The sequence below is a fragment of the Streptomyces sp. TLI_185 genome (assembly GCF_003814765.1).
Lineage (GTDB): Bacteria > Actinomycetota > Actinomycetes > Streptomycetales > Streptomycetaceae > Streptomyces.
This window is the reverse complement of the sequence record NZ_RKRB01000001.1, coordinates 5,095,332-5,113,168: the sequence shown is the minus strand read 5'-3', so window position 1 is coordinate 5,113,168 and position 17,837 is coordinate 5,095,332. Positions and strand designations below refer to the sequence as shown.

At 69.6% G+C, this 17,837-nt stretch carries 22 protein-coding genes and 1 tRNA gene; 8 read left to right on the top strand and 15 right to left on the bottom strand.

All coding sequences use genetic code 11. The features are described from left to right. Positions 1-2 precede the first annotated feature (2 nt). From EDD92_RS23510 to EDD92_RS23475, 9 genes are all read right to left on the bottom strand, one after another. Complete coding sequence (locus tag EDD92_RS23510; RefSeq protein WP_123966137.1) at positions 3-704, bottom strand: hypothetical protein; 702 nt, start codon at positions 702-704, stop codon at positions 3-5. A 59-nt stretch (positions 705-763) separates the two neighbouring features. After that, complete coding sequence (locus EDD92_RS23505; RefSeq protein ID WP_123966136.1) at positions 764-1,687, bottom strand: RNA polymerase sigma factor SigF; 924 nt, start codon at positions 1,685-1,687, stop codon at positions 764-766. 269 nt (positions 1,688-1,956) lie between these two features. Next, on the bottom strand, positions 1,957-2,796 hold the full coding sequence (locus EDD92_RS23500) for an RNA polymerase sigma factor SigF (protein WP_123966135.1): 840 nt from the start codon (positions 2,794-2,796) through the stop codon (positions 1,957-1,959). Between the two features lie 180 nt (positions 2,797-2,976). Continuing rightward, on the bottom strand, positions 2,977-3,270 hold the full coding sequence (locus EDD92_RS23495; protein ID WP_123966134.1) for a Dabb family protein: 294 nt from the start codon (positions 3,268-3,270) through the stop codon (positions 2,977-2,979). A gap of 20 nt (positions 3,271-3,290) precedes the next feature. Next, complete coding sequence (locus EDD92_RS49950; RefSeq protein ID WP_185124107.1) at positions 3,291-3,467, bottom strand: hypothetical protein; 177 nt, start codon at positions 3,465-3,467, stop codon at positions 3,291-3,293. An 84-nt stretch (positions 3,468-3,551) separates the two neighbouring features. After that, a tRNA-Ser gene (locus EDD92_RS23490) sits at positions 3,552-3,636 on the bottom strand. 73 nt (positions 3,637-3,709) lie between these two features. Beyond that, on the bottom strand, positions 3,710-4,135 hold the full coding sequence (gene tadA, locus EDD92_RS23485; protein WP_099934251.1) for a tRNA adenosine(34) deaminase TadA: 426 nt from the start codon (positions 4,133-4,135) through the stop codon (positions 3,710-3,712). Positions 4,136-4,194: 59 nt separating this feature from the next. Beyond that, positions 4,195-4,722, bottom strand: a complete 528-nt coding sequence (locus EDD92_RS23480) for a hypothetical protein (protein ID WP_123966132.1) — start codon at positions 4,720-4,722, stop codon at positions 4,195-4,197. A gap of 240 nt (positions 4,723-4,962) precedes the next feature. Beyond that, positions 4,963-5,157, bottom strand: a complete 195-nt coding sequence (locus tag EDD92_RS23475) for a hypothetical protein (RefSeq protein ID WP_030938598.1) — start codon at positions 5,155-5,157, stop codon at positions 4,963-4,965. A 95-nt stretch (positions 5,158-5,252) separates the two neighbouring features. Between EDD92_RS23475 and upp the strand changes: the two genes are divergently transcribed. After that, a complete protein-coding gene (gene upp, locus EDD92_RS23470; RefSeq protein WP_123966131.1) occupies positions 5,253-5,888 on the top strand; it encodes a uracil phosphoribosyltransferase in 636 nt (211 codons plus the stop codon). A 95-nt stretch (positions 5,889-5,983) separates the two neighbouring features. Here the strand turns inward: upp and EDD92_RS23460 are convergent, their stop codons facing one another. The 6 genes from EDD92_RS23460 to EDD92_RS23440 all read right to left on the bottom strand — a co-directional run bounded on the left by EDD92_RS23460 (position 5,984) and on the right by EDD92_RS23440 (position 9,117). Continuing rightward, positions 5,984-6,622: a LytR C-terminal domain-containing protein gene (locus EDD92_RS23460; protein WP_260326702.1), complete on the bottom strand. Its 639-nt coding sequence runs from the start codon at positions 6,620-6,622 to the stop codon at positions 5,984-5,986. Positions 6,623-6,732: 110 nt separating this feature from the next. Continuing rightward, positions 6,733-7,029 (bottom strand): type II toxin-antitoxin system VapB family antitoxin, encoded by a 297-nt coding sequence (locus tag EDD92_RS23455; protein WP_003999914.1) that lies wholly within the window; start codon positions 7,027-7,029, stop codon positions 6,733-6,735. A 183-nt stretch (positions 7,030-7,212) separates the two neighbouring features. Next, on the bottom strand, positions 7,213-7,335 hold the full coding sequence (locus EDD92_RS51280) for a hypothetical protein (protein ID WP_260326701.1): 123 nt from the start codon (positions 7,333-7,335) through the stop codon (positions 7,213-7,215). Positions 7,336-7,391: 56 nt separating this feature from the next. Next, entirely contained in the window at positions 7,392-7,706 is a 315-nt protein-coding gene (locus EDD92_RS23450) for a hypothetical protein (protein ID WP_123966130.1), read from the bottom strand. A gap of 80 nt (positions 7,707-7,786) precedes the next feature. Beyond that, positions 7,787-8,443: an HdeD family acid-resistance protein gene (locus tag EDD92_RS23445; RefSeq protein ID WP_123966129.1), complete on the bottom strand. Its 657-nt coding sequence runs from the start codon at positions 8,441-8,443 to the stop codon at positions 7,787-7,789. 80 nt (positions 8,444-8,523) lie between these two features. Beyond that, positions 8,524-9,117 (bottom strand): HhH-GPD-type base excision DNA repair protein, encoded by a 594-nt coding sequence (locus EDD92_RS23440; protein ID WP_123966128.1) that lies wholly within the window; start codon positions 9,115-9,117, stop codon positions 8,524-8,526. 90 nt (positions 9,118-9,207) lie between these two features. Between EDD92_RS23440 and EDD92_RS23435 the strand changes: the two genes are divergently transcribed. From EDD92_RS23435 to EDD92_RS23405, 7 genes are all read left to right on the top strand, one after another. Continuing rightward, entirely contained in the window at positions 9,208-11,358 is a 2,151-nt protein-coding gene (locus EDD92_RS23435) for a penicillin acylase family protein (protein WP_123966127.1), read from the top strand. Continuing rightward, a complete protein-coding gene (locus EDD92_RS23430; protein ID WP_123966126.1) occupies positions 11,351-11,944 on the top strand; it encodes a GNAT family N-acetyltransferase in 594 nt (197 codons plus the stop codon). The genes EDD92_RS23435 and EDD92_RS23430 overlap by 8 nt, the downstream gene beginning before the upstream one ends. After that, on the top strand, positions 11,941-12,414 hold the full coding sequence (locus EDD92_RS23425) for a cupin domain-containing protein (RefSeq protein WP_030938590.1): 474 nt from the start codon (positions 11,941-11,943) through the stop codon (positions 12,412-12,414). The genes EDD92_RS23430 and EDD92_RS23425 overlap by 4 nt, the downstream gene beginning before the upstream one ends. Positions 12,415-12,668: 254 nt before the next feature. Continuing rightward, positions 12,669-14,405 carry a copper resistance CopC/CopD family protein gene (locus EDD92_RS23420; RefSeq protein WP_123966125.1) on the top strand — a complete coding sequence of 579 codons (1,737 nt, stop codon included), beginning with the start codon at positions 12,669-12,671 and terminating at the stop codon, positions 14,403-14,405. A 240-nt stretch (positions 14,406-14,645) separates the two neighbouring features. After that, on the top strand, positions 14,646-15,956 hold the full coding sequence (locus EDD92_RS23415) for an ABC transporter substrate-binding protein (RefSeq protein ID WP_123966124.1): 1,311 nt from the start codon (positions 14,646-14,648) through the stop codon (positions 15,954-15,956). After that, positions 15,956-16,933, top strand: a complete 978-nt coding sequence (locus EDD92_RS23410; RefSeq protein ID WP_123966123.1) for a carbohydrate ABC transporter permease — start codon at positions 15,956-15,958, stop codon at positions 16,931-16,933. The genes EDD92_RS23415 and EDD92_RS23410 overlap by 1 nt, the downstream gene beginning before the upstream one ends. Before the next feature lie 5 nt (positions 16,934-16,938). Continuing rightward, positions 16,939-17,829, top strand: a complete 891-nt coding sequence (locus tag EDD92_RS23405; protein ID WP_123970508.1) for a carbohydrate ABC transporter permease — start codon at positions 16,939-16,941, stop codon at positions 17,827-17,829. The last annotated feature ends 8 nt before the right edge of the window (positions 17,830-17,837 follow it).

Here is a 17,837-nt window from a genome sequence, read left to right as displayed (position 1 = left end):
CGCTACTTCCACTGGACGGTGACGTCCCGCGTCTCGACATGCATGCCCAGCGGCACACGCCACGCGTCGACGCACACCGTCCAGGTCTTGTCCTTCCGCGCTCCGGCCCCGATCGGCACCGGAAGCCCGGCGGTCGACTCGACCGTCCCCCAGTCGATGCCGAGCGCCCCGATGACGTGCGTCCCGAAGGTCACCTCACCGGAACGCACCGCGGTCCCCCCGGAGTTGGCGAAGTCCAGGGTGACGTCTTCGCACCAGCGCCTGTCGGTGGCTTCACGGACCGGGTCGCTCCAGGTGAGCGCGGCGGGTCCAGCGGGTGCCGCACGGCTGGGAGTTGCCGTCGGCGACGGCGAATCCGGTGTCGTACGACCGGACTTGGTTCCGCCGATGGACGGCGCCGGATCGGGCGATGTCGGTACGGCTGTCTCCGGTACGTTGCCCGAGCTGCTGCCCGGTGCAGGGGAGTCGCGCTTCTCCGAGTCGCCGTCCAGTGGCACCAGCGTCACACCGCCCGTCGGAGCCGCTGCCGTGGCGGAGGCCTGGGGCGCACCGCCGACCACCCCCGTTGCCACGTACCCCTCACCCCGGCCGCCGCCCCCGCACGCGGCCAGTGCGGCGCCCAGACAGACGACGGCCGCCGACGCGCCGATCACGGCGCCTCGACGGCCATGTGTCCATGTCGTCCCAGGAATCCCACGCAGCATCGCGCCATGGTGGCTGACGCTCCGTCAAATAGGAACCCTCAGGCGACTCCTGAGGAGGATCAGTCGGAGATGAGCCCCTCCCGCAGCTGCGCCAGCGTCCGCGTCAGCAGCCGGGAGACGTGCATCTGGGAGATGCCGACCTCCTCGCCGATCTGCGACTGGGTCATGTTGGCGAAGAAGCGGAGCATGATGATCTGCCGCTCGCGGGGCGGGAGTTTGGCCAGCAGGGGCTTGAGGGACTCGCGGTACTCGACGCCCTCCAGCGCGGTGTCCTCGTAGCCGAGGCGGTCCGCGAGGGAGCCCTCGCCGCCGTCGTCCTCGGGCGCCGGGGAGTCGAGCGAGGAGGCCGTGTACGCGTTGCCGACCGCGAGGCCGTCGACCACGTCCTCCTCGGAGACGCCGAGCACGACGGCGAGTTCGGGGACGGTCGGGGAGCGGTCCAGCTTCTGGGAGAGCTCGTCGCTGGCCTTGGTGAGGGCCAGGCGCAGCTCCTGCAGCCGGCGCGGGACGCGCACCGACCACGAGGTGTCGCGGAAGAACCGCTTGATCTCGCCCACGACCGTCGGCATCGCGAACGTCGGGAACTCCACGCCGCGTTCGCAGTCGAAGCGGTCGATCGCCTTGATCAGGCCGATCGTGCCGACCTGGACGATGTCCTCCATCGGCTCGTTGCGCGAGCGGAAGCGGGCCGCCGCGTAGCGCACCAGCGGGAGGTTGAGTTCGATGAGGGTGTCCCGGACGTACGCACGCTCGGGGCTGTTCTCGTCGAGTGCGGCGAGCCGCAGGAAAAGGGAGCGGGACAGGGTGCGGGTGTCGATGGCATCCGAGGCCGGAGGGGCCGGGATGTCAGCGGCCGTAAGGGCCGGGGCCGGTGCGGTGTCGACGGCTGCCACCTCATCGATGGAGCCGAGCACGGCGTCGGCGGGCGCGGACTCGCTCTTCGTGAGCGTGAGCACCTTCGAGCTGCCCTGATCTGCGGACATGCCACCCCCTCTGGGTCGCGGGACGGTCGTGGCCGAGGCTCCTCCGGTGAGGAGTTCAGCCTTCACCTGAATACCGGAGCCGAAGCCACGGCAAACGCGCTTGGGGAAGAATGTCACATGTCGGCAACACGCTGTAGTGACATGTCGACATGCGAGATGCGAATCAGCCCTGGAAAGAGGGGGTCTGAGGCCTTTTCAGCGCAGAACTGTCGGGAACGGCCCTGGTGAGCGATTCGCTCGTGCCGGTTACGGCTCGCTCCTGTTTGCGGTTATGCCTCGATCCGATTCGCGGACCGCAGTCGCTGGAAGCTACGCGCGAGTAGCCGTGAGACATGCATCTGGGAGACGCCGAGTTCCGCACTGATCTGCGACTGGGTGAGGTTGCTGTAGTAGCGCAGAAGAAGGATTCTCTGTTCCCGTTCCGGAAGTTGTACGAGGAGATGGCGGACGAGGTCGCGGTGCTCGACGCCGTCCAGGGCCGGGTCCTCGTAGCCGAGCCGGTCGAGGAGCCCCGGCAGTCCGTCGCCCTCCTGCGCGGCCTCCAGGGAGGTCGCGTGGTACGAGCGGCCGGCCTCGATGCAGGAGAGCACCTCCTCCTCGGTGATGCGCAGCCGTTCGGCGATCTCGGAGGTCGTCGGGGTGCGCCCGAACGCGGTCGTCAGGTCCTCGGTCGCGCTGTTGACCTGCACCCACAGCTCGTGCAGACGGCGCGGGACGTGGACCGTGCGGACGTTGTCCCGGAAGTACCGCTTGATCTCGCCGACGACGGTCGGCATCGCGAAGGTCGGGAACTGTACGCCCCGGTCCGGGTCGAACCGGTCGATCGCGTTGATGAGCCCGATGGTGCCGACCTGGATCACGTCCTCCATCGGCTCGTTGCGGGAGCGGAAGCGGGCGGCCGCGTAGCGCACGAGCGGGAGGTTGGCCTCGATGAGCGCCCCGCGCACCCGGTTGTGTTCCGGTGTGCCCGGCCCGAGCCCCTTGAGTTCGCCGAAGAGCACCTGGGTGAGGGCCCGGGTGTCGGCGCCGCGGCTGCGCGGCGGTGCGGCCTCCGGCGGGGCCTCAGGGGCCTCCAGGGGCGGTGCTTGAGGCGCAGTACTGGCCGGCACGGTCAACTCCACCTCGCAATCGATCAACGTCTTCGGCAAAAGCGGTCATAGCATCACAAGAGATGTGCACTGTGTGCAAGCACCGCATTACGCCGTGTTGAGGGCAAGTTGGGATCAATAGGGGCTCAATACGCATAAAGGCCCTGCGCCTTTCCGGCGCAGGGCCCAGCGGGGTCCGGCTCAGTATTCGTAGTCGGCGATCACCCAGGTGGAGAACTCCTTCCACAGCGTCACGCCCGCCTGGTGCTCCGGGTGCTCGACGTAGCGCCGCAGCGCGGCCGCGTCGTCGAAGCCGGAGTTGATGGCGAAGTCGTACGCGATGGGGCGATCGCTGAGGTTCCAGCCCAGCTCCCAGAAGCGGATCTCGGGGATCTTCCCGTCCAGCGACCGGAAGGCGTCGACGCCCTCCAGGACGCGCGGGTCGTCGCGCTCGACGCCCTCGCCGAGCTTGAACAGGACGAGATGGCGGATCATGTGCGCTCCTAGCTGCGGGCCTAGTGGGCGCCGTTGGCGAGCCAGGTGAAGAAGTCGCCTATGGCCTTGGCGGCGTCCGATATGCCCTCGAACCCTATCTGGACGTAGTCGGCCGCCTTGGCCGGGTCCGTGACGATCACGTACAGCGCGAAGACCACGAGCACATAGACGGCGATCTTCTTGGCATTCACCGCCATCGCGGCCTCCCCTGTCACTGTTGCCCCAACGACCGCACATGATCGCACAAAGGGCCCCGTCTCTCGACGGGGCCCTTCCCAAAGCGGTAGCGGAGGGATTTGAACCCTCGGTGACTTGCGCCACACTCGCTTTCGAGGCGAGCTCCTTCGGCCGCTCGGACACGCTACCGAGGGAGACCTTACAGCACGCCGGGCAGTGCTTTGAAATCGGTATTCGGGGGTCGGTGTTCAGGGGGCGGTCTTCAGCGGGAGCGGAAGAATTCGGTGAGGATTCGGGCGCAGTCTTCGGCGAGTACGCCCTCGATCACCTCGGGGCGGTGGTTGAGCCTCCGGTCGCGTACGACGTCCCAGAGCGAGCCGGCCGCGCCGGCCTTCTCGTCGCGGGCGCCGTAGACGACACGGTCCACGCGGGACTGCACGAGCGCGCCCGCGCACATCGTGCAGGGCTCCAGCGTGACGACCAGGGTGCAGCCGGACAGCCGCCACTCCCCGAGGTCGGCCGCCGCCCGGCGGATCGCGAGGATCTCGGCGTGCGCCGTCGGATCGCCGGTGGCCTCGCGCTCGTTGTGTCCGGCCCCGAGCACGGTCGTACCGTCCGAGGCCAGTACGACGGCGCCCACGGGCACGTCGGCGCCGGCCCGCCCGGCCTCGTCCAGGGCGAGCCGCATCGCGGCCCGCCAGCGGTCGCGGACCGGGTCGGGGGTGCCTCCTGTGGTCGCTGCAGCGGTCAGCGGACGGTCTCCAGGACCTCCGAGGCGCCCAGGGCCTCGGCGATCGTGTTCAGGGCGTCCTCGTCCAGGGTGCGCAGCTCCTTGGCGCTGACACCGAGGTCGTCGAGGATCTCGGCGTCGCCGACGGGGCTGTGCGGCACGGACTCGGCGGACGGCGTGTCCTCGTCGCCGTCGTCCTCGTCCTCACCGTCCTCTGTGCCGTCGAGGTCGAGGGAGTCCAGGTCGGCGTCGTCGTCGCCGGGCTCCCTTCCGAGTAGTTCGTCGGTGAGCAGGATCTCGCCGTAGCTGCTGCGGGCAGCGGCGGCGGCGTCCGAGACGTAGATACGAGGGTCGTCCTCGCCGTCGATACGGACGACGCCGAACCACGTTTCTTCCTGCTCGATCAGGATGAGCACCGTGTCGTCCTCGGTCGAGGCTTCCCGGGCGAGGTCGGCCAGATCCGACAGGGTCTCCACATCGTCGAGCTCTGTGTCGCTCGCTTCCCACCCGTCTTCGGTGCGCGCGAGCAGTGCGGCGAAGTACACCGTGACTCTCCCACTGGTCTTAGGCGTGCCGGTTGGAGGTCCCCCCGGCGGGGCTCAGGGCGGGGAGAGCTGTGCTCCGAGCCCCACCCACTCGGAATCGTGGCAGAAACAAGGCGTTCAGGGGACGTCTTCGACACCCTGTGTCCGCCGTCTTTGATCGACCACGAGCCGGATCGTACGCGGCGATCGGCGTGTGCACGCAACGGGTTGCCCTCAGGCGCGTCCCGAGTCGGACCGCAGCTACCAGCGGAAGGTGCGCATGCGCATGGCGTGGCGCAGCCGTGCGGTCTTGGCGCGCCTGGGCTGCACACGGTCCCGCAGCTCACGGGCTTCGGCGAGGTCACGCAGGAACTGGGCCCTGCGGCGCCGGCGCTCGGCGTCGGTCTCGGCCGACGGCGAGTCCTGTCGGGTTTCACGCTCAGGCAGGTCAGGCATAGGCACACCACCCCCCGGTACGTCCTCCCACTTTCCCTCTGATGGGCGGTTTGATGCCAGCGCAAGGCCCAAGGGGGCGCGGTTACTGTTAGGGCATGCGTCTCCACGTCGTCGACCACCCCCTGGTCGCCCACAAGCTCACCACGCTGCGCGACCAGCGCACCGACTCCGCGACCTTCCGCCGTCTCGCCGACGAGCTGGTCACCCTGCTCGCCTACGAGGCCACGCGTGACGTGCGCACCGAACAGGTCGACATCACGACGCCGGTCTCCTCGACCACCGGCGTCAAGCTCGCCCGCCCGCGCCCCCTGGTGGTGCCGATCCTGCGGGCCGGCCTCGGCATGCTCGACGGCATGATGCGGCTGCTGCCGACCGCCGAGGTGGGCTTCCTCGGCATGATCCGCAACGAGGAGACGCTGCAGGCGTCGACGTACGCCTCCCGCATGCCCGAGGACCTCTCAGGCCGTCAGGTGTACGTCCTGGACCCGATGCTGGCCACCGGTGGCACGCTGGTCGCGGCGATCCAGGAGCTGATCAAGCGTGGTGCGGACGATGTGACCGCGGTGGTGCTGCTTGCGGCGCCCGAGGGCGTCGAACTCATGGAGCGGGAGCTGGCGGGGACGCCGGTGACGGTCGTGACGGCGGCCGTCGACGAGCGGCTCAATGAGCACGGGTACATCGTGCCGGGGCTCGGGGACGCGGGGGATCGCCTCTACGGGGCGGCTGAGTAGGGTTTCGCCCCTTCGTCGTGGGGGCGCGGATGTCTGGCGACTGCCAGTCCGTTGTGGCTGGTCGCGCAGTTCCCCGCGCCCCTGAAGGGGCGCTCTCAGCAGCTCTTCTTCGAAGAAGTGGGCGCCGGCTGCGGATTCGCCAGTGCCGCCAAGGCCTTGTCGGCAGCCGCCTTGGGAGTGAGGTCCTTGAAGGCGGTGCCGAGGATCAGGTCGACGTCCGTGCCCTTGCGGGTGTCGGCCCGCTTGTCGGCGCCGGCGAGCTGGGTGGCGAGCACGGGAAGTGAGCTGTTCAGGGAGGGCGGGGCGCCGAGCAGTATGCCGGTGCCCTTGACCTTCTTGTCGAACTCCTTGGACGCGTTGCCCACATCGCCGATCTTGAAGCCGCGCTTCTTCAGCTCGTCCGCCGTGCTCTTGGCCAGACCGCTGCGGGGCGTGGCGTTGTAGACGTTGACCGTGATCGTGCCGGGCTTGGGGAGGGCCGGCCTCTTCGTGTCGGCCGACGGGCTCACCTTGGTTGCGCAGTCCGCCTTGGGGCCGGCCGCCGAGGCCTTCTCGCCGCCACCGGTGAAGAGGTCGATGAGCTGCAGCGTGCCCCAGCCGACCAGGCCGAGCGCGGCGACGGAGGCCACCAGGGCGACCCCGAGCCTGCCGCGCCGGCGCCTGCGCATCCGTGGGTATTTGTCCCCCGTGATCCGGTACTTGCCGCCCATGCCCGGGGGGGTCAGCATGCTCATGAGCGCAGCGTAGTGCGCCCGGGCGGCGATGCCTACTAGATGATCATTCGAGGCCGCACAGGTGAACCCGAAAGGGCCAAGCCGTTACCGGCAGGCCTTCCGGGCTCGTGTCAGTCGAGTTCGAGCACGCGCGCGTGCAGCACCTGGCGCTGCTGCAGCGCGGCCCGCACCGCGCGGTGGAGGCCGTCCTCGAGATACAGGTCGCCCTGCCACTTGACGACGTGTGCGAACAGGTCGCCGTAGAAGGTCGAGTCCTCGGCCAGGAGGGTCTCCAGGTCGAGCTGTCCCTTGGTGGTGACGAGCTGATCGAGGCGGACCGGGCGCGGCGCGACGTCCGCCCACTGCCGGGTGCTTTCCCGGCCGTGGTCGGGGTACGGCCGGCCGTTTCCGATGCGCTTGAAGATCACACGGAAAGCCTACCGGTCAAGACCTTCCGGGCGCAGCCATGGCGACGCAGTGCGGAGACCGAAAAGAAGTTGCAAACCGGGGCAAACAATCCGTACGGGTGTTACGCACAGGCTGTGGACGGAGGGCGCCGGCCCGGCGGAGGCGGTGGGTCCACGGGGGAATGCCCGCCTCCGCCGGCGGAATCAGCGGTCCCGTTCCTTCGGGGGCTGCTCGGTTTCCGGCTTCTTCAGATTCTGTTTCGGTGCGTTGCGTGCGGCTTCCGCGCGCAGCAGGGCGCGCAGGACCGCGTACGGGTCGGTGGGCATGGCTGTGTTCCTTGGTTCCTCGCGTGGTGACTGACTTTTCCGGGGGCCGGGGTCTGTCAGCAGCGCAGGACCACGGAGCGCAGCGCCTGCAGGGTGTGCGGCGGCCGGGGCGGGGCGGGGAGGGGGCGGTCCGCCGGGGTGTCGCGGGGCGGGGCCTGAAGAGGGGCGGGGCGCAGGGCCACGACGGTGCGGTGCAGGGCGTCGGCCGGTGGCCGCAGGGCCGCGTCCAGGGCGTCGTACTCGACGATCTCCGTGGCGGCGGACGGTGCCGCGTGCACCTCCGCGTGGGTGCCCGGTACCAGCAGGGCGAGCAGCAGGACGAGCGTCCGCAGCCAGGCGTGGCCGCGGGACAGGCTTCGTACGGTGCTCACGGGAGGTCATTTGCCCACGGTTTGTCCCACGTTCAGCATGTCGGGGCCGAGAACCGCCCGTTCGGGGGACCCCGTGCGGCTCAAAGGGTGCGTGGCGCCCGGCCCCGGATGCGGATCGCGGTGACGATCTCGACCACGCCGACCGCGACCAGCCAGATCCCGCCGACCAGGGTGAGGACGGCGACCGATTCGAACGGCGAGTCGATCAGCACGATTCCGCCGAGAAAGGTGACGATCCCGAGGAAGATCTGCCAGCCGCGGGCCGGCATGGTGCTGTCGGAGGCGGCGGCCAGGGTCTGGGTGATTCCGCGGATGAGCCAGCCGATGCCGATCCACAGGGCCAGCAGCAGGATCGACCGCATCGGGCCGCGCAGACAGAACAGGCCCAGCAGGATCGACAGGGAGCCGCTGATGAAGGCGAGGACGCGCAGCGCCGTCGTCCTGTGCGTGCCGAAGGCGGCGACCAGCTGGAAGATGCCGCTGATCAGGAGGTAGACGCCGAAGAGGACGCCGACCGCGAGCAGGGGGGCGCCGGGCCAGACCAGAACCAGGAGGCCGAGGACCAGGGAGGCGACGCCGGTGAGCAGGACGACCTGCCAGGCGGCGCGGGAGAGGGCGTGCAGGGGGCCTTCGAAGGGGGGCTCCGGCTCATGCGGGCCCGTCGCGCGTCCGGCGGCGTGGACCTTGCGGTCGTCGAACTGCGGGCCCCGGGAGGAGCCGTTCGATGGCTCGGTCATGTTCCATGCTTGGACCCGCGGCGGGCGCCGCGCCACCCCTGGGAGCCGGTCGGCTGACGGCCGTCCCCCGATGCCTTGCGCTACTTCCCGGCGGCCTTCGCGGCCTTCGCGGCCGCCTTCATCTCCTGCTTGTGGGCCCGCACCTTGGCCAGCGACTCGGGTCCCTCGATGTCGGCGACGGAACGGTGGCAGTCCGCCTCGCCGTATCCGCCCGCGGCCTCCCGCCAGCCCTTGGGCCGTACGCCGAGCTGCTTGCCCAGCAGTGCGAGGAAGATCTGCGCCTTCTGCTTGCCGAAGCCGGGCAGCTCCTGCAGGCGCTTCAGGAGCTCACGGCCGTCGGCCACGTTCTTCCAGACGAGCTCGGCGTTGCCGTCGTAGTGCTCGACGAGGTACTGGCACAGCTGCTGGACGCGCTTGGCCATGGACCCCGGGTAGCGGTGCACGGCCGGCTTCTCGGACAGGAGCGCGGCGAAGGCGTCCGGGTCCATCACGGCGATCTCGTGCGCGTCCAGGTCGTCGGCGCCGAGCCGGTCCGCGATCGTCCGGGGCCCCTTGAACGCCCACTCCATCGGGACCTGCTGGTCCAGCAGCATCCCGACGAGGGCGGCGAGCGGCGATCGTCCGAGGAGCTCGTCGGCCTTGGGGTCCTGGGCGAGGTGGAGGGTGACGTCCATGACCCCGATCATCCCTCTTTCACGCCTCGCGTACGATTCCAGCACGAATTACTAAGGCAAGGCTTGCCTAAAGACGCAGGGGGTTGCAGCGTGACGACCGAGATCTACCGTGACGCGTGGGGCATCCCGCACCTGCGCGCCGGCAGCACCCGCGAACTCGCCCGCGCACAGGGCCTGGTGACCGCCCGCGACCGCGCCTGGCAGCTGGAGGACGGGCGGCACCGCGCGCAGGGCACCTCGGCGTCCTTCCTCGGCCCCGAGGCCCTGCACTGGGACCTGTTCGCCCGGCGGGCCCGCCTCGACGACACCGCCCGGCGCTGCTGGGCGGCCCTGGAGGAACGGGACCCCGAGACGTCGGACTGGGTACGGGCGTACGTCGACGGGGTAAACGACGGACTGGACAGCGGTCCTACGGCCCCTGAGTTCGAAGTCGTCGGCCTCACCCCGGGGCGCTGGGAGCCCTGGACCCCGCTCGGTGTCTGGCTCGCCACGCACATCCTGTTCGCCGGGTTCCCGGCCAAGCTGTGGCGCGAGGAGGCCGCGGCGCACCTGGGCGAGGAGGCCGTCGGCCTGTTCGCCGCCGACGGGCCCGGCAGTTCCGGCAGCAACGGCTGGCTGGTCGGCGGGGCGCGGACCACGACCGGTCACGCCGTGATCGCGGGCGACCCGCACCGCTTCATCGAGGACCCCGGCGTCTACCAGCAGATCCACCTCTCCTGCCCGGAATTCGACGTGGTCGGTCTCGCCGTGCCGGGTGTTCCCGGCATCGCCCACTTCGGCCACACCGGCACGGTCGCCTGGGCGATCACCAACGCCATGGCCGACTACCAGGACCTGTACCGGGAGCGGCTGCGGGGTGCGGGGGCGGGGGTGGAGGCCCTCGGGCCGGACGGGGTGTGGCGGCGGGTGTCCCGGCACACGGAGACCGTGGAGGTTGCGGGGGAGGAGGCGGTCGAGGTCGAGGTGATCGAGACTGAGCGGGGGCCGGTGATCGCCGGGGGGAATTTCTTCGCCCCCGCCGCCCCTTCCCTTCCCGTCCCTGGGGGCTCTGCCCCCAGACCCCCGTTCGGCCCTGAAGGGGCCTCGTCCTCAAACGCCGGACGGGCTGAGGGGCTTGCCCTTCGTTACCCGCCCCGTGTCACCGGTGATCTTGGCTTCAGTGCCCTTCTGCCCCTCCTGCGGTCCCGGCGGGTCGCCGATGTGGATCGTGCCGTTGATCTGTGGGCCGAGCCCGTCAACGTCGTTCAGGCCGCCGACACCGAAGGTGGTCTGCTGCATCGCGTCGCGGGGCGGGTGCCGGTGCGTGCCGAGGCGAATCGGCATCGGCTGGTCCCGGCCTGGGAGCCAGGACACGAATGGCAGGGCTGGCACGAGATGCCGAGCGCCGCCGAACTCACCGACTCCGTCGCCGTGATGGCCAACCAGCGCGGCCTCGCCACCCCGCTCGGCGTCGAGTTCGCCCCGCCCCACCGCGCCGAGCGGATCGCCGCGCTCCTGTCGGAGAAGGAGCAGTGGTCGGCCGGCGACATGCCGGCGATCCACACGGACACCCATCTCGCGTCCGCCGCACCCCTGTTGGACCACCTGGCCGCCCTCGAAGACCTCTCCCCCGAGGCCGCCGCCCTCCGCGACCGCCTTCTGCGCTGGGACCGCCGCATGGATGCGAGCAGCACCGACGCGGCCGTCCACGCGGCGGTGCGCGGCGCGGTCGTACGGCATCTCGCGGCGCACCCTTCCTTCGCCGCGCTCACCACTCCGCCCGCCTACCCCGAGGTCTTCCTCCCCTGGCTCGCCCTGCGCCCGCGCATCGGCTTCGCCCTCGAACACCTGCTGCGCGCCGAGGAGCTGTACGGCGTCGACCGGGCGGACGTCGTGCGGGCGGCCCTGGAGGAGGTGGCCGCCGAGCCGCCCGCCGGCACCTGGGGTGACACCCACCGGCTCGCTCCCTGGCGGGCGCTCACCGGGACGCCGTACGAGGGGCCGGGTCTGTCCGGCGACCACGACTGCGTGCTGTGCACCTCCGCCGTGCCGGGGGTGACGGATCTGGCCGCGCGCGGGCCGGCCGCCCGTTACGTGTGGGATCTGGCCCGCCGCGAGGACAGCCTGTGGGTCGTCCCCTTCGGCGCGTCCGGCGTGCCGGGCTCGCCCCACCACGACGACCAACTCCCCTTGTGGCTCAAGGGGGATCTGGTCCCGGTCGTCACCGACTTCGCCCGCCTGGAGAAGGAAACCGATGACTGACGTGTACGTCCACGAGGAGAGCGTCGACGGTTTCGGCACCGTCCGTATCCGTCCCCTCGACCCGCACGCAGACGCGGAGGTCGTCCACCGCTGGGCCGCCGAGGAGCGTGCCGTCTTCTGGGGCATGAACGGCCTCAGCCGGGACCAAGTGGCCGGGATCTACGCCCACATGGACACCCTCGACACCCATCACGCCTTCCTGCTGCTCAAGGACGGCACGCCGGCCGTACTGCTCCAGACGTACGAGCCGGAGGCCGACCGGGTGAGTGAGTGTTACGAGGTGCAGGGCGGCGACCTCGGCATCCATGTCCTGCTCGCGCCCGCCGGCCCGGACGGCGCGCGGCCCGGCTGGTCGGCGGTGCTGCTCGGGGTCATCGCGTCGTACGTACTGAAAGGCCTGGAGCGGCGCCGGATCGTCGTCGATCCCGATGTGCGGAACGAGAAGGCGATCGCTCGTTTCCTGCGGCAGGGGTTCGAGGCCGGGCCGGTGGTCGTGCTGCCCGAGATCGACGTCCCGGACGTGTACCTGCCCGAGAAGAAGGCTCAACTGGCCTTTCTGCGCCGGGAGGTAGCCTTCCCCGAATGACTCCTGAGGACCTCGTCGCGCACTACGGACTGGAACCGATCCCGCGCGAGGGCGGACTGTTCCGCCAGACCTGGGCGGGCCCCGAGCGCGCCGACGGACGGCCGGAGGGCACCGCGATCGTCGCCCTGCTGACGGCGGACGACCACTCGGCCCTGCACCGCCTGCCCACCGACGAGATCTGGCACTTCTACCTCGGCGACCCGCTGGAGCTGCTGCTCCTCGCCCCGGACGGGACGTCCAGGACGGTGGTGCTCGGACCGGACGTCCTGGGCGGCCAGCAGCCCCAGACGACCGTGCCGGCCGGCACCTGGATGGGCGGGCGGGTCGTCGCGGGCGGGGCGTGGACGTTCTTCGGGTGCACGATGGCGCCCGGGTTCACCTACGAGGGTTACGAGCACGGGGACGCGGGCGAGCTCACGGCGCGGTATCCGGCCGAGGCCGACCGGATTGCGCAACTGTGCCGTCCATGAAGCTGCTGGAGGGACAGGTCGCCCTGGTCACGGGTGCGAGCGGCGGCATCGGCCGGGTCGGCGTGGTGAGGTGTCGGCGGCTTCGTGGGTGGGGGTGAATCGGCTCGGCGTGGTGAGTGGTCGGCGGTTCGTATGCGTACCTGTCCGGAAGGCGGTAAAGGGCCGGGACGGAGGGTGGCGTGGGGTGTGACGGTGAGGGCAGGGGGCGGCAGCGGCGACGAGGGCTCCGCGGGTACCGGGGGGTTCAGGGGCTGGTGCTGCTGGGTGCCGTGCTGGTCCTGCTCGTCCTGGGCGGTGCGGGGCCCGCGTCGGCGCACGCGGCGCTCAAGTCCACCGACCCCGAGGACGGAACCGTCCTCAGGTCGGCACCCCGCTCCATCACCCTGACGTTCACCGAGTCCGTCGGTCTGCTCGACGACTCCTTCCGTGTCCTGGACCCGGACAACCGGCGTGTGGACATCGGCGAGGCCCAGCACGCCAAGGGCCGCTCCGACACGGCGAGCGTGACCCTGCCCGCGAAGCTCGCGAAGGGCACGTACGTCGTGGCCTGGCGGGTCGTCTCGGCGGACAGCCACCCGGTGGGCGGCGCGTTCACCTTCTCGGTCGGCAAAGCCTCCGCGACGGTCGCCACGGTGGACACCGGGCCGGTCGAGAACCCCGCGACCGCGAGTCTCTACAACATCGCCCGGTACCTCGCGTACTTGGCGGTGGCGCTGCTCATCGGCACCGCCGCCTTCGTCGCCCTGTGCCGCCCGACGGACCGCGGCCCGCTGCGGAAACCCCTGGTCGTGGGCTGGTGGACGCTACTGGGGACCACCCTGGCGCTGCTGGCCCTCCGGGCCCCGTACGAGACCGGCACGGGCCCCGCGACCGCCCTCGACGCCTCCGCCTTCACCCGCACCCTCACGGGCCGCCCTGGGCTGGCCCTGCTGGCCCGGCTCGCCCTGTTGCCGATCGCCGCCGTGTTCGCCGTACGGCTCCGCAAACGCGACGCATGGCCGCGGCCGCTGCTCGCCGCCGGTGGCGCCCTCGGCGTGGCCCTCGCCCTCACCTGGGCCGCTTCCGAGCATGCCTCGGCGGGCATCCAGGTGCCCCTGGCGATGGCGTCCGCCGTGCTGCACCTGCTGGCCATGGCGGTCTGGCTGGGCGGCCTCACGGCGCTGCTGATCCTGCTCCACCGCACCGAACTGCCCCCGGCCGTCGTGGCCCGCTTCTCCCGGCTCGCCTTCGCCTCCGTGACCGTCCTGGTCGTCACCGGCGTCTACCAGTCCTGGCGCGGCCTGGGCTCCTGGAGCGCGCTCACCGGGACGACGTACGGGCGCCTGCTGCTCGTCAAGGTGGCCACCGTGGTGCTGCTGCTGACGGCGGCCGGGCTGTCGCGGCGCTGGACCGCGCGGCTCGTGACGGCGGACGCGGAGACGGCCGTACGGGAGCGCGTTCCTGAGCCCGTGGGCGGGCCTCCCGCGGCCGCCGCGGACCAACCGACGGTCCCCCCCGCCGGGGGCACGAGCCGCCGCCATCTGCGCCGCAGCGTGCTCGCCGAGGTCGCCGTCGGTGTCGTGGTGCTGGTGATCACGACCGTGCTCAGCAGCACGCTGCCGGGCCGCGCGGCCGCGGAGGCGGCGCAGGCGCCCGCGACGGCCGGCGGGCTGCCCGCCGCGTCGGTCACGACGATCCCGTTCGAGGTCGGCGCCGCGCGCGGCAAGGTGCAGATCACCCTCGACCCGGGCCGCGTCGGCGACAACACCGTGCAGGCTGTCGTGTTCGGGCCCGACGGAGGCATCGTCACCGTGCCGGAGCTCCGGCTCTCCTTCACGCTGCCCGCGCAGAAGATCGGCCCGCTCGACGCCAAGTTGAAGGACCAGGGCGGCTACTGGGGCACGGATTCCGTCTCGCTCCCCATCGCCGGGACCTGGACGATGAAAGCCACGGTCAGGACGTCGGAGATCGACCAGGTCAGTGTGACCAAGTCGTTCCGCATCTCCGGCTAGCAACGACGCGAAACCGGCATTTACTCTCATCTCCGTGCAGGCTGTTCGATCATTCGGACGGATTCGATCACGAACATGTCGGTCACGTTTCCACAAAGGTGCCCGGCGGCTCTTGACGCATGACCGGACAAAGGGCTGATATAAGCGCCACGATGTTCGGTCGAGTTGATTTCTGGTCGGTTTCGACTTTTTTTCGACGTGGCGTAGTGGTGACCGAACCCCTGCCTTCAGGAGCCGCACATGGACCTCTCCCCCTCGGGTCTCTCTCTGCCCGCCCCCAGTCGTCGTGGTCTGTTGCGTGGTGTGGGGGGTGCAGCGCTGCTCGCGGGTGCGGGCATACCCCTGCTGTCCGCGTGTGGCGGCAGTGGGTCCTCGTCGGACCCCAAGACCGTCAGTCTCGGTTCCAACTCCTCGGATGCGGTGCCCAAGAAGGCGTTCGCGGAGATCTATGCCGCGTTCACGAAGAAGTCCGGCATCAAGGTCGACGTGAACACGAAGGACCACAACACCTTCCAGGAGCAGATCAACTCCTATCTGCAGGCCACGCCGGACGACGTGTTCACCTGGTTCGCGGGCTACCGCATGCAGTTCTTCGCGGCGAAGAAGCTGGCGACGCCGATCGACGACGTGTGGGAGAAGATCGGGGGGAACTTCCCCGACGCGATGAAGCAGCTGTCCAAGGGTGAGGACGGCAAGTACTACTTCGTGCCGCTGTACACGTACCCGTGGGGCGTCTTCTACCGCAAGAGCGTCTTCAAGCAGCACGGCTACCAGGTGCCCACCACGTGGGAGCAGCTGGTGGCGCTGTGCAAGCAGATGAAGAAGGACGGCCTGGTCCCGATCGCGTTCGGTGACAAGGACGCGTGGCCGGCGATGGGCACCTTCGACCAGATCAACTTCCGGCTCAACGGCTACGACTTCCACAAGTCGCTGATGGCGGGCAAGGAGGCGTGGACGGACCCGAAGGTCAAGGCGGTCTTCGACCACTGGTCGGAGCTTTTGCCGTATCACCAGGACGGCTTCATGGGCCGCACCTGGCAGGACGCCGCGCAGAGCCTGGTGTCGAAGAAGGCGGGCATGTACGTGCTGGGTTCCTTCGTGGCGCAGCAGTTCACCAACAAGGCCGACCTGGACGACCTGGACTTCTTCGCCTTCCCGGAGATCAACTCCCAGTTCGGGCAGGACACCGTGGAGGCCCCCACCGACGGCTTCATGGTCTCCAAGGCGCCGAAGAACCACGACGGTGTCACCAAGCTGATGGAGTACCTGGGCACGCCGGAGGCCGAGCAGATCTACCTCAAGGCCGACTCCAGCGTGGTGGCCGCCTCCAGCAAGGCCGACACCTCGTCGTACACGCCGCTGCAGAAGAAGGCGTACGAGATGATCTCGAATGCCAAGTCGCTGACGCAGTTCATGGACCGTGACTCGCGGCCGGACTTCACCTCGACGGTGATGCAGCCGGGTCTGCAGAAGTTCCTGCAGAACCCGAAGGGCGTGGACAGTCTGCTCGCGTCGATCGAGCGCCAGAAGAAGACGATCTTCGCGTCCTGATGAGCTCCGAGACCACCACGAAGACCCCGGAGGCGGCCGTGCCGCCTCCGGGGCCCGCGCCTGTCAACAAGCGGGTGGCGCAGGGGCACAAGCGCCTGCTGACCCGCCGTGACCGCATCACGCTCGCCGTCATGGCGGGCGTGCCCACGGTCCTGCACGTGGCCCTGGTCTGGGTCACCGCCCTGGCCTCGATCGCGCTGGCCTTCACCACCTGGGACGGCATCGGCTTCGACTCGATCAAGTGGGTCGGCCTGGACAACTTCCGTCAGCTGTTCACCGACAACCCGCAGTTCTGGCCGGCCGTCGAGCACAACATCATCTGGTTCGTGGTGCTCATCGCGATCCCCACCCCGCTGGGCCTGTTCCTGGCCGTGCAGCTGGACAAGAAGATCCGCTTCTCCCGGGTCTACCAGACCGCGTTCTTCCTGCCGGTGGTGGTCTCGCTGGCGGTGACCGGGTTCGTGTGGCAGCTGGTCTACAACCCGGACACCGGGCTGATCAACAGCCTGATCGGGGCCAACAAGCCCGGCCACTACATCGACTGGATCGGCGACCCGCACCTGAACCTGTGGGCGGTGCTGGTGGCCGCGTCCTGGCGGCACACCGGCTACATGATGATCCTCTACCTGGCCGGTCTCAAGGGCGTCGACCCCTCGCTGCGCGAGGCGTCCTCGCTGGACGGCGCCAACGAGTGGCAGACGTTCAAGAACGTCATCTTCCCGACCCTCAGGCCCACCAACACGGTCGTCCTGGTCGTCACGATCATCGAGGCGCTGCGCGCCTTCGACCTGGTGTTCGTGTTCAACAAGGGCGCCCAGGGCACCGAACTCCTGTCGATCCTGATCACCAACAACATCATCGGCGAGTCCAGCCGGATCGGCTACGGCTCCGCGATCGCGGTGGTGCTGCTGGTCATCTCCCTCGCGGTCATCATCCCGTACCTGATCGCGACCTTCCGGAAGGAGCGGCAAGCGTGAGCACCCTGAGCACCGCAGACGCCGCGCCGCTGAAGCAGCGCACGCCCGTCCGCCCGGCCCGGATCCTGCTGCACACCTTCCTGGTGGTGACCGCGCTGGCCTGGCTGGCCCCGCTGCTGTGGGCCGTCTTCGCGGCGCTGCGCCCGTACTCGGAGACCAGCAACCGCGGCTACGTGTCCTGGCCGCACAAGCTGAGCCTGGAGAACTTCACCAACGCCTTCCAGCAGTCGGACATGCTGCACTACTTCGGCAACACGCTGATCATCGCGGTCCCGGCCGTGCTGATCACGCTGCTGCTGTCGTCGATGGTCGCGTTCTACGTCTCCCGCTTCGACTTCCGGCTGAACATCTTCCTGCTGCTGGTCTTCACCGCCGGCAACCTGCTGCCGCAGCAGGTCATCATCACCCCGCTGTACCGCCTGTACCTGCTCATCGACCTGCCCGGCATCACCATGAGCGGCAAGCTGTACGACTCCGCGCTCGGCCTGGTCCTCATCCACGTGGCGTTCCAGTCCGGGTTCTGCGCCTTCGTGCTCAGCAATTACATGCGGATGCTGCCGCACGAGCTGACCGAGGCCGCCCTCGTGGACGGGGCGTCGGTGTGGCGGATGTACTGGCAGATCGTGCTGCCCCTGTGCAAGCCCGCCATGGCCGCCCTGGCGACCCTGCTCTCGATCTGGATCTACAACGACTTCTTCTGGGCGATCGTGCTGATCTCCACCGGCGAGAACATGCCCATCACCAGTGCGTTGAACAACCTCTCCGGGCAGTACTTCACCGACCCCAACCTGGTCGCCGCCGGCGCCCTGCTCACCGCGATCCCCACCCTGATCGTGTACTTCGTACTGCAGCGCCAGTTCGTCAGCGGACTGACCCTGGGCGCCAACAAGGGCTGACGCCCTCC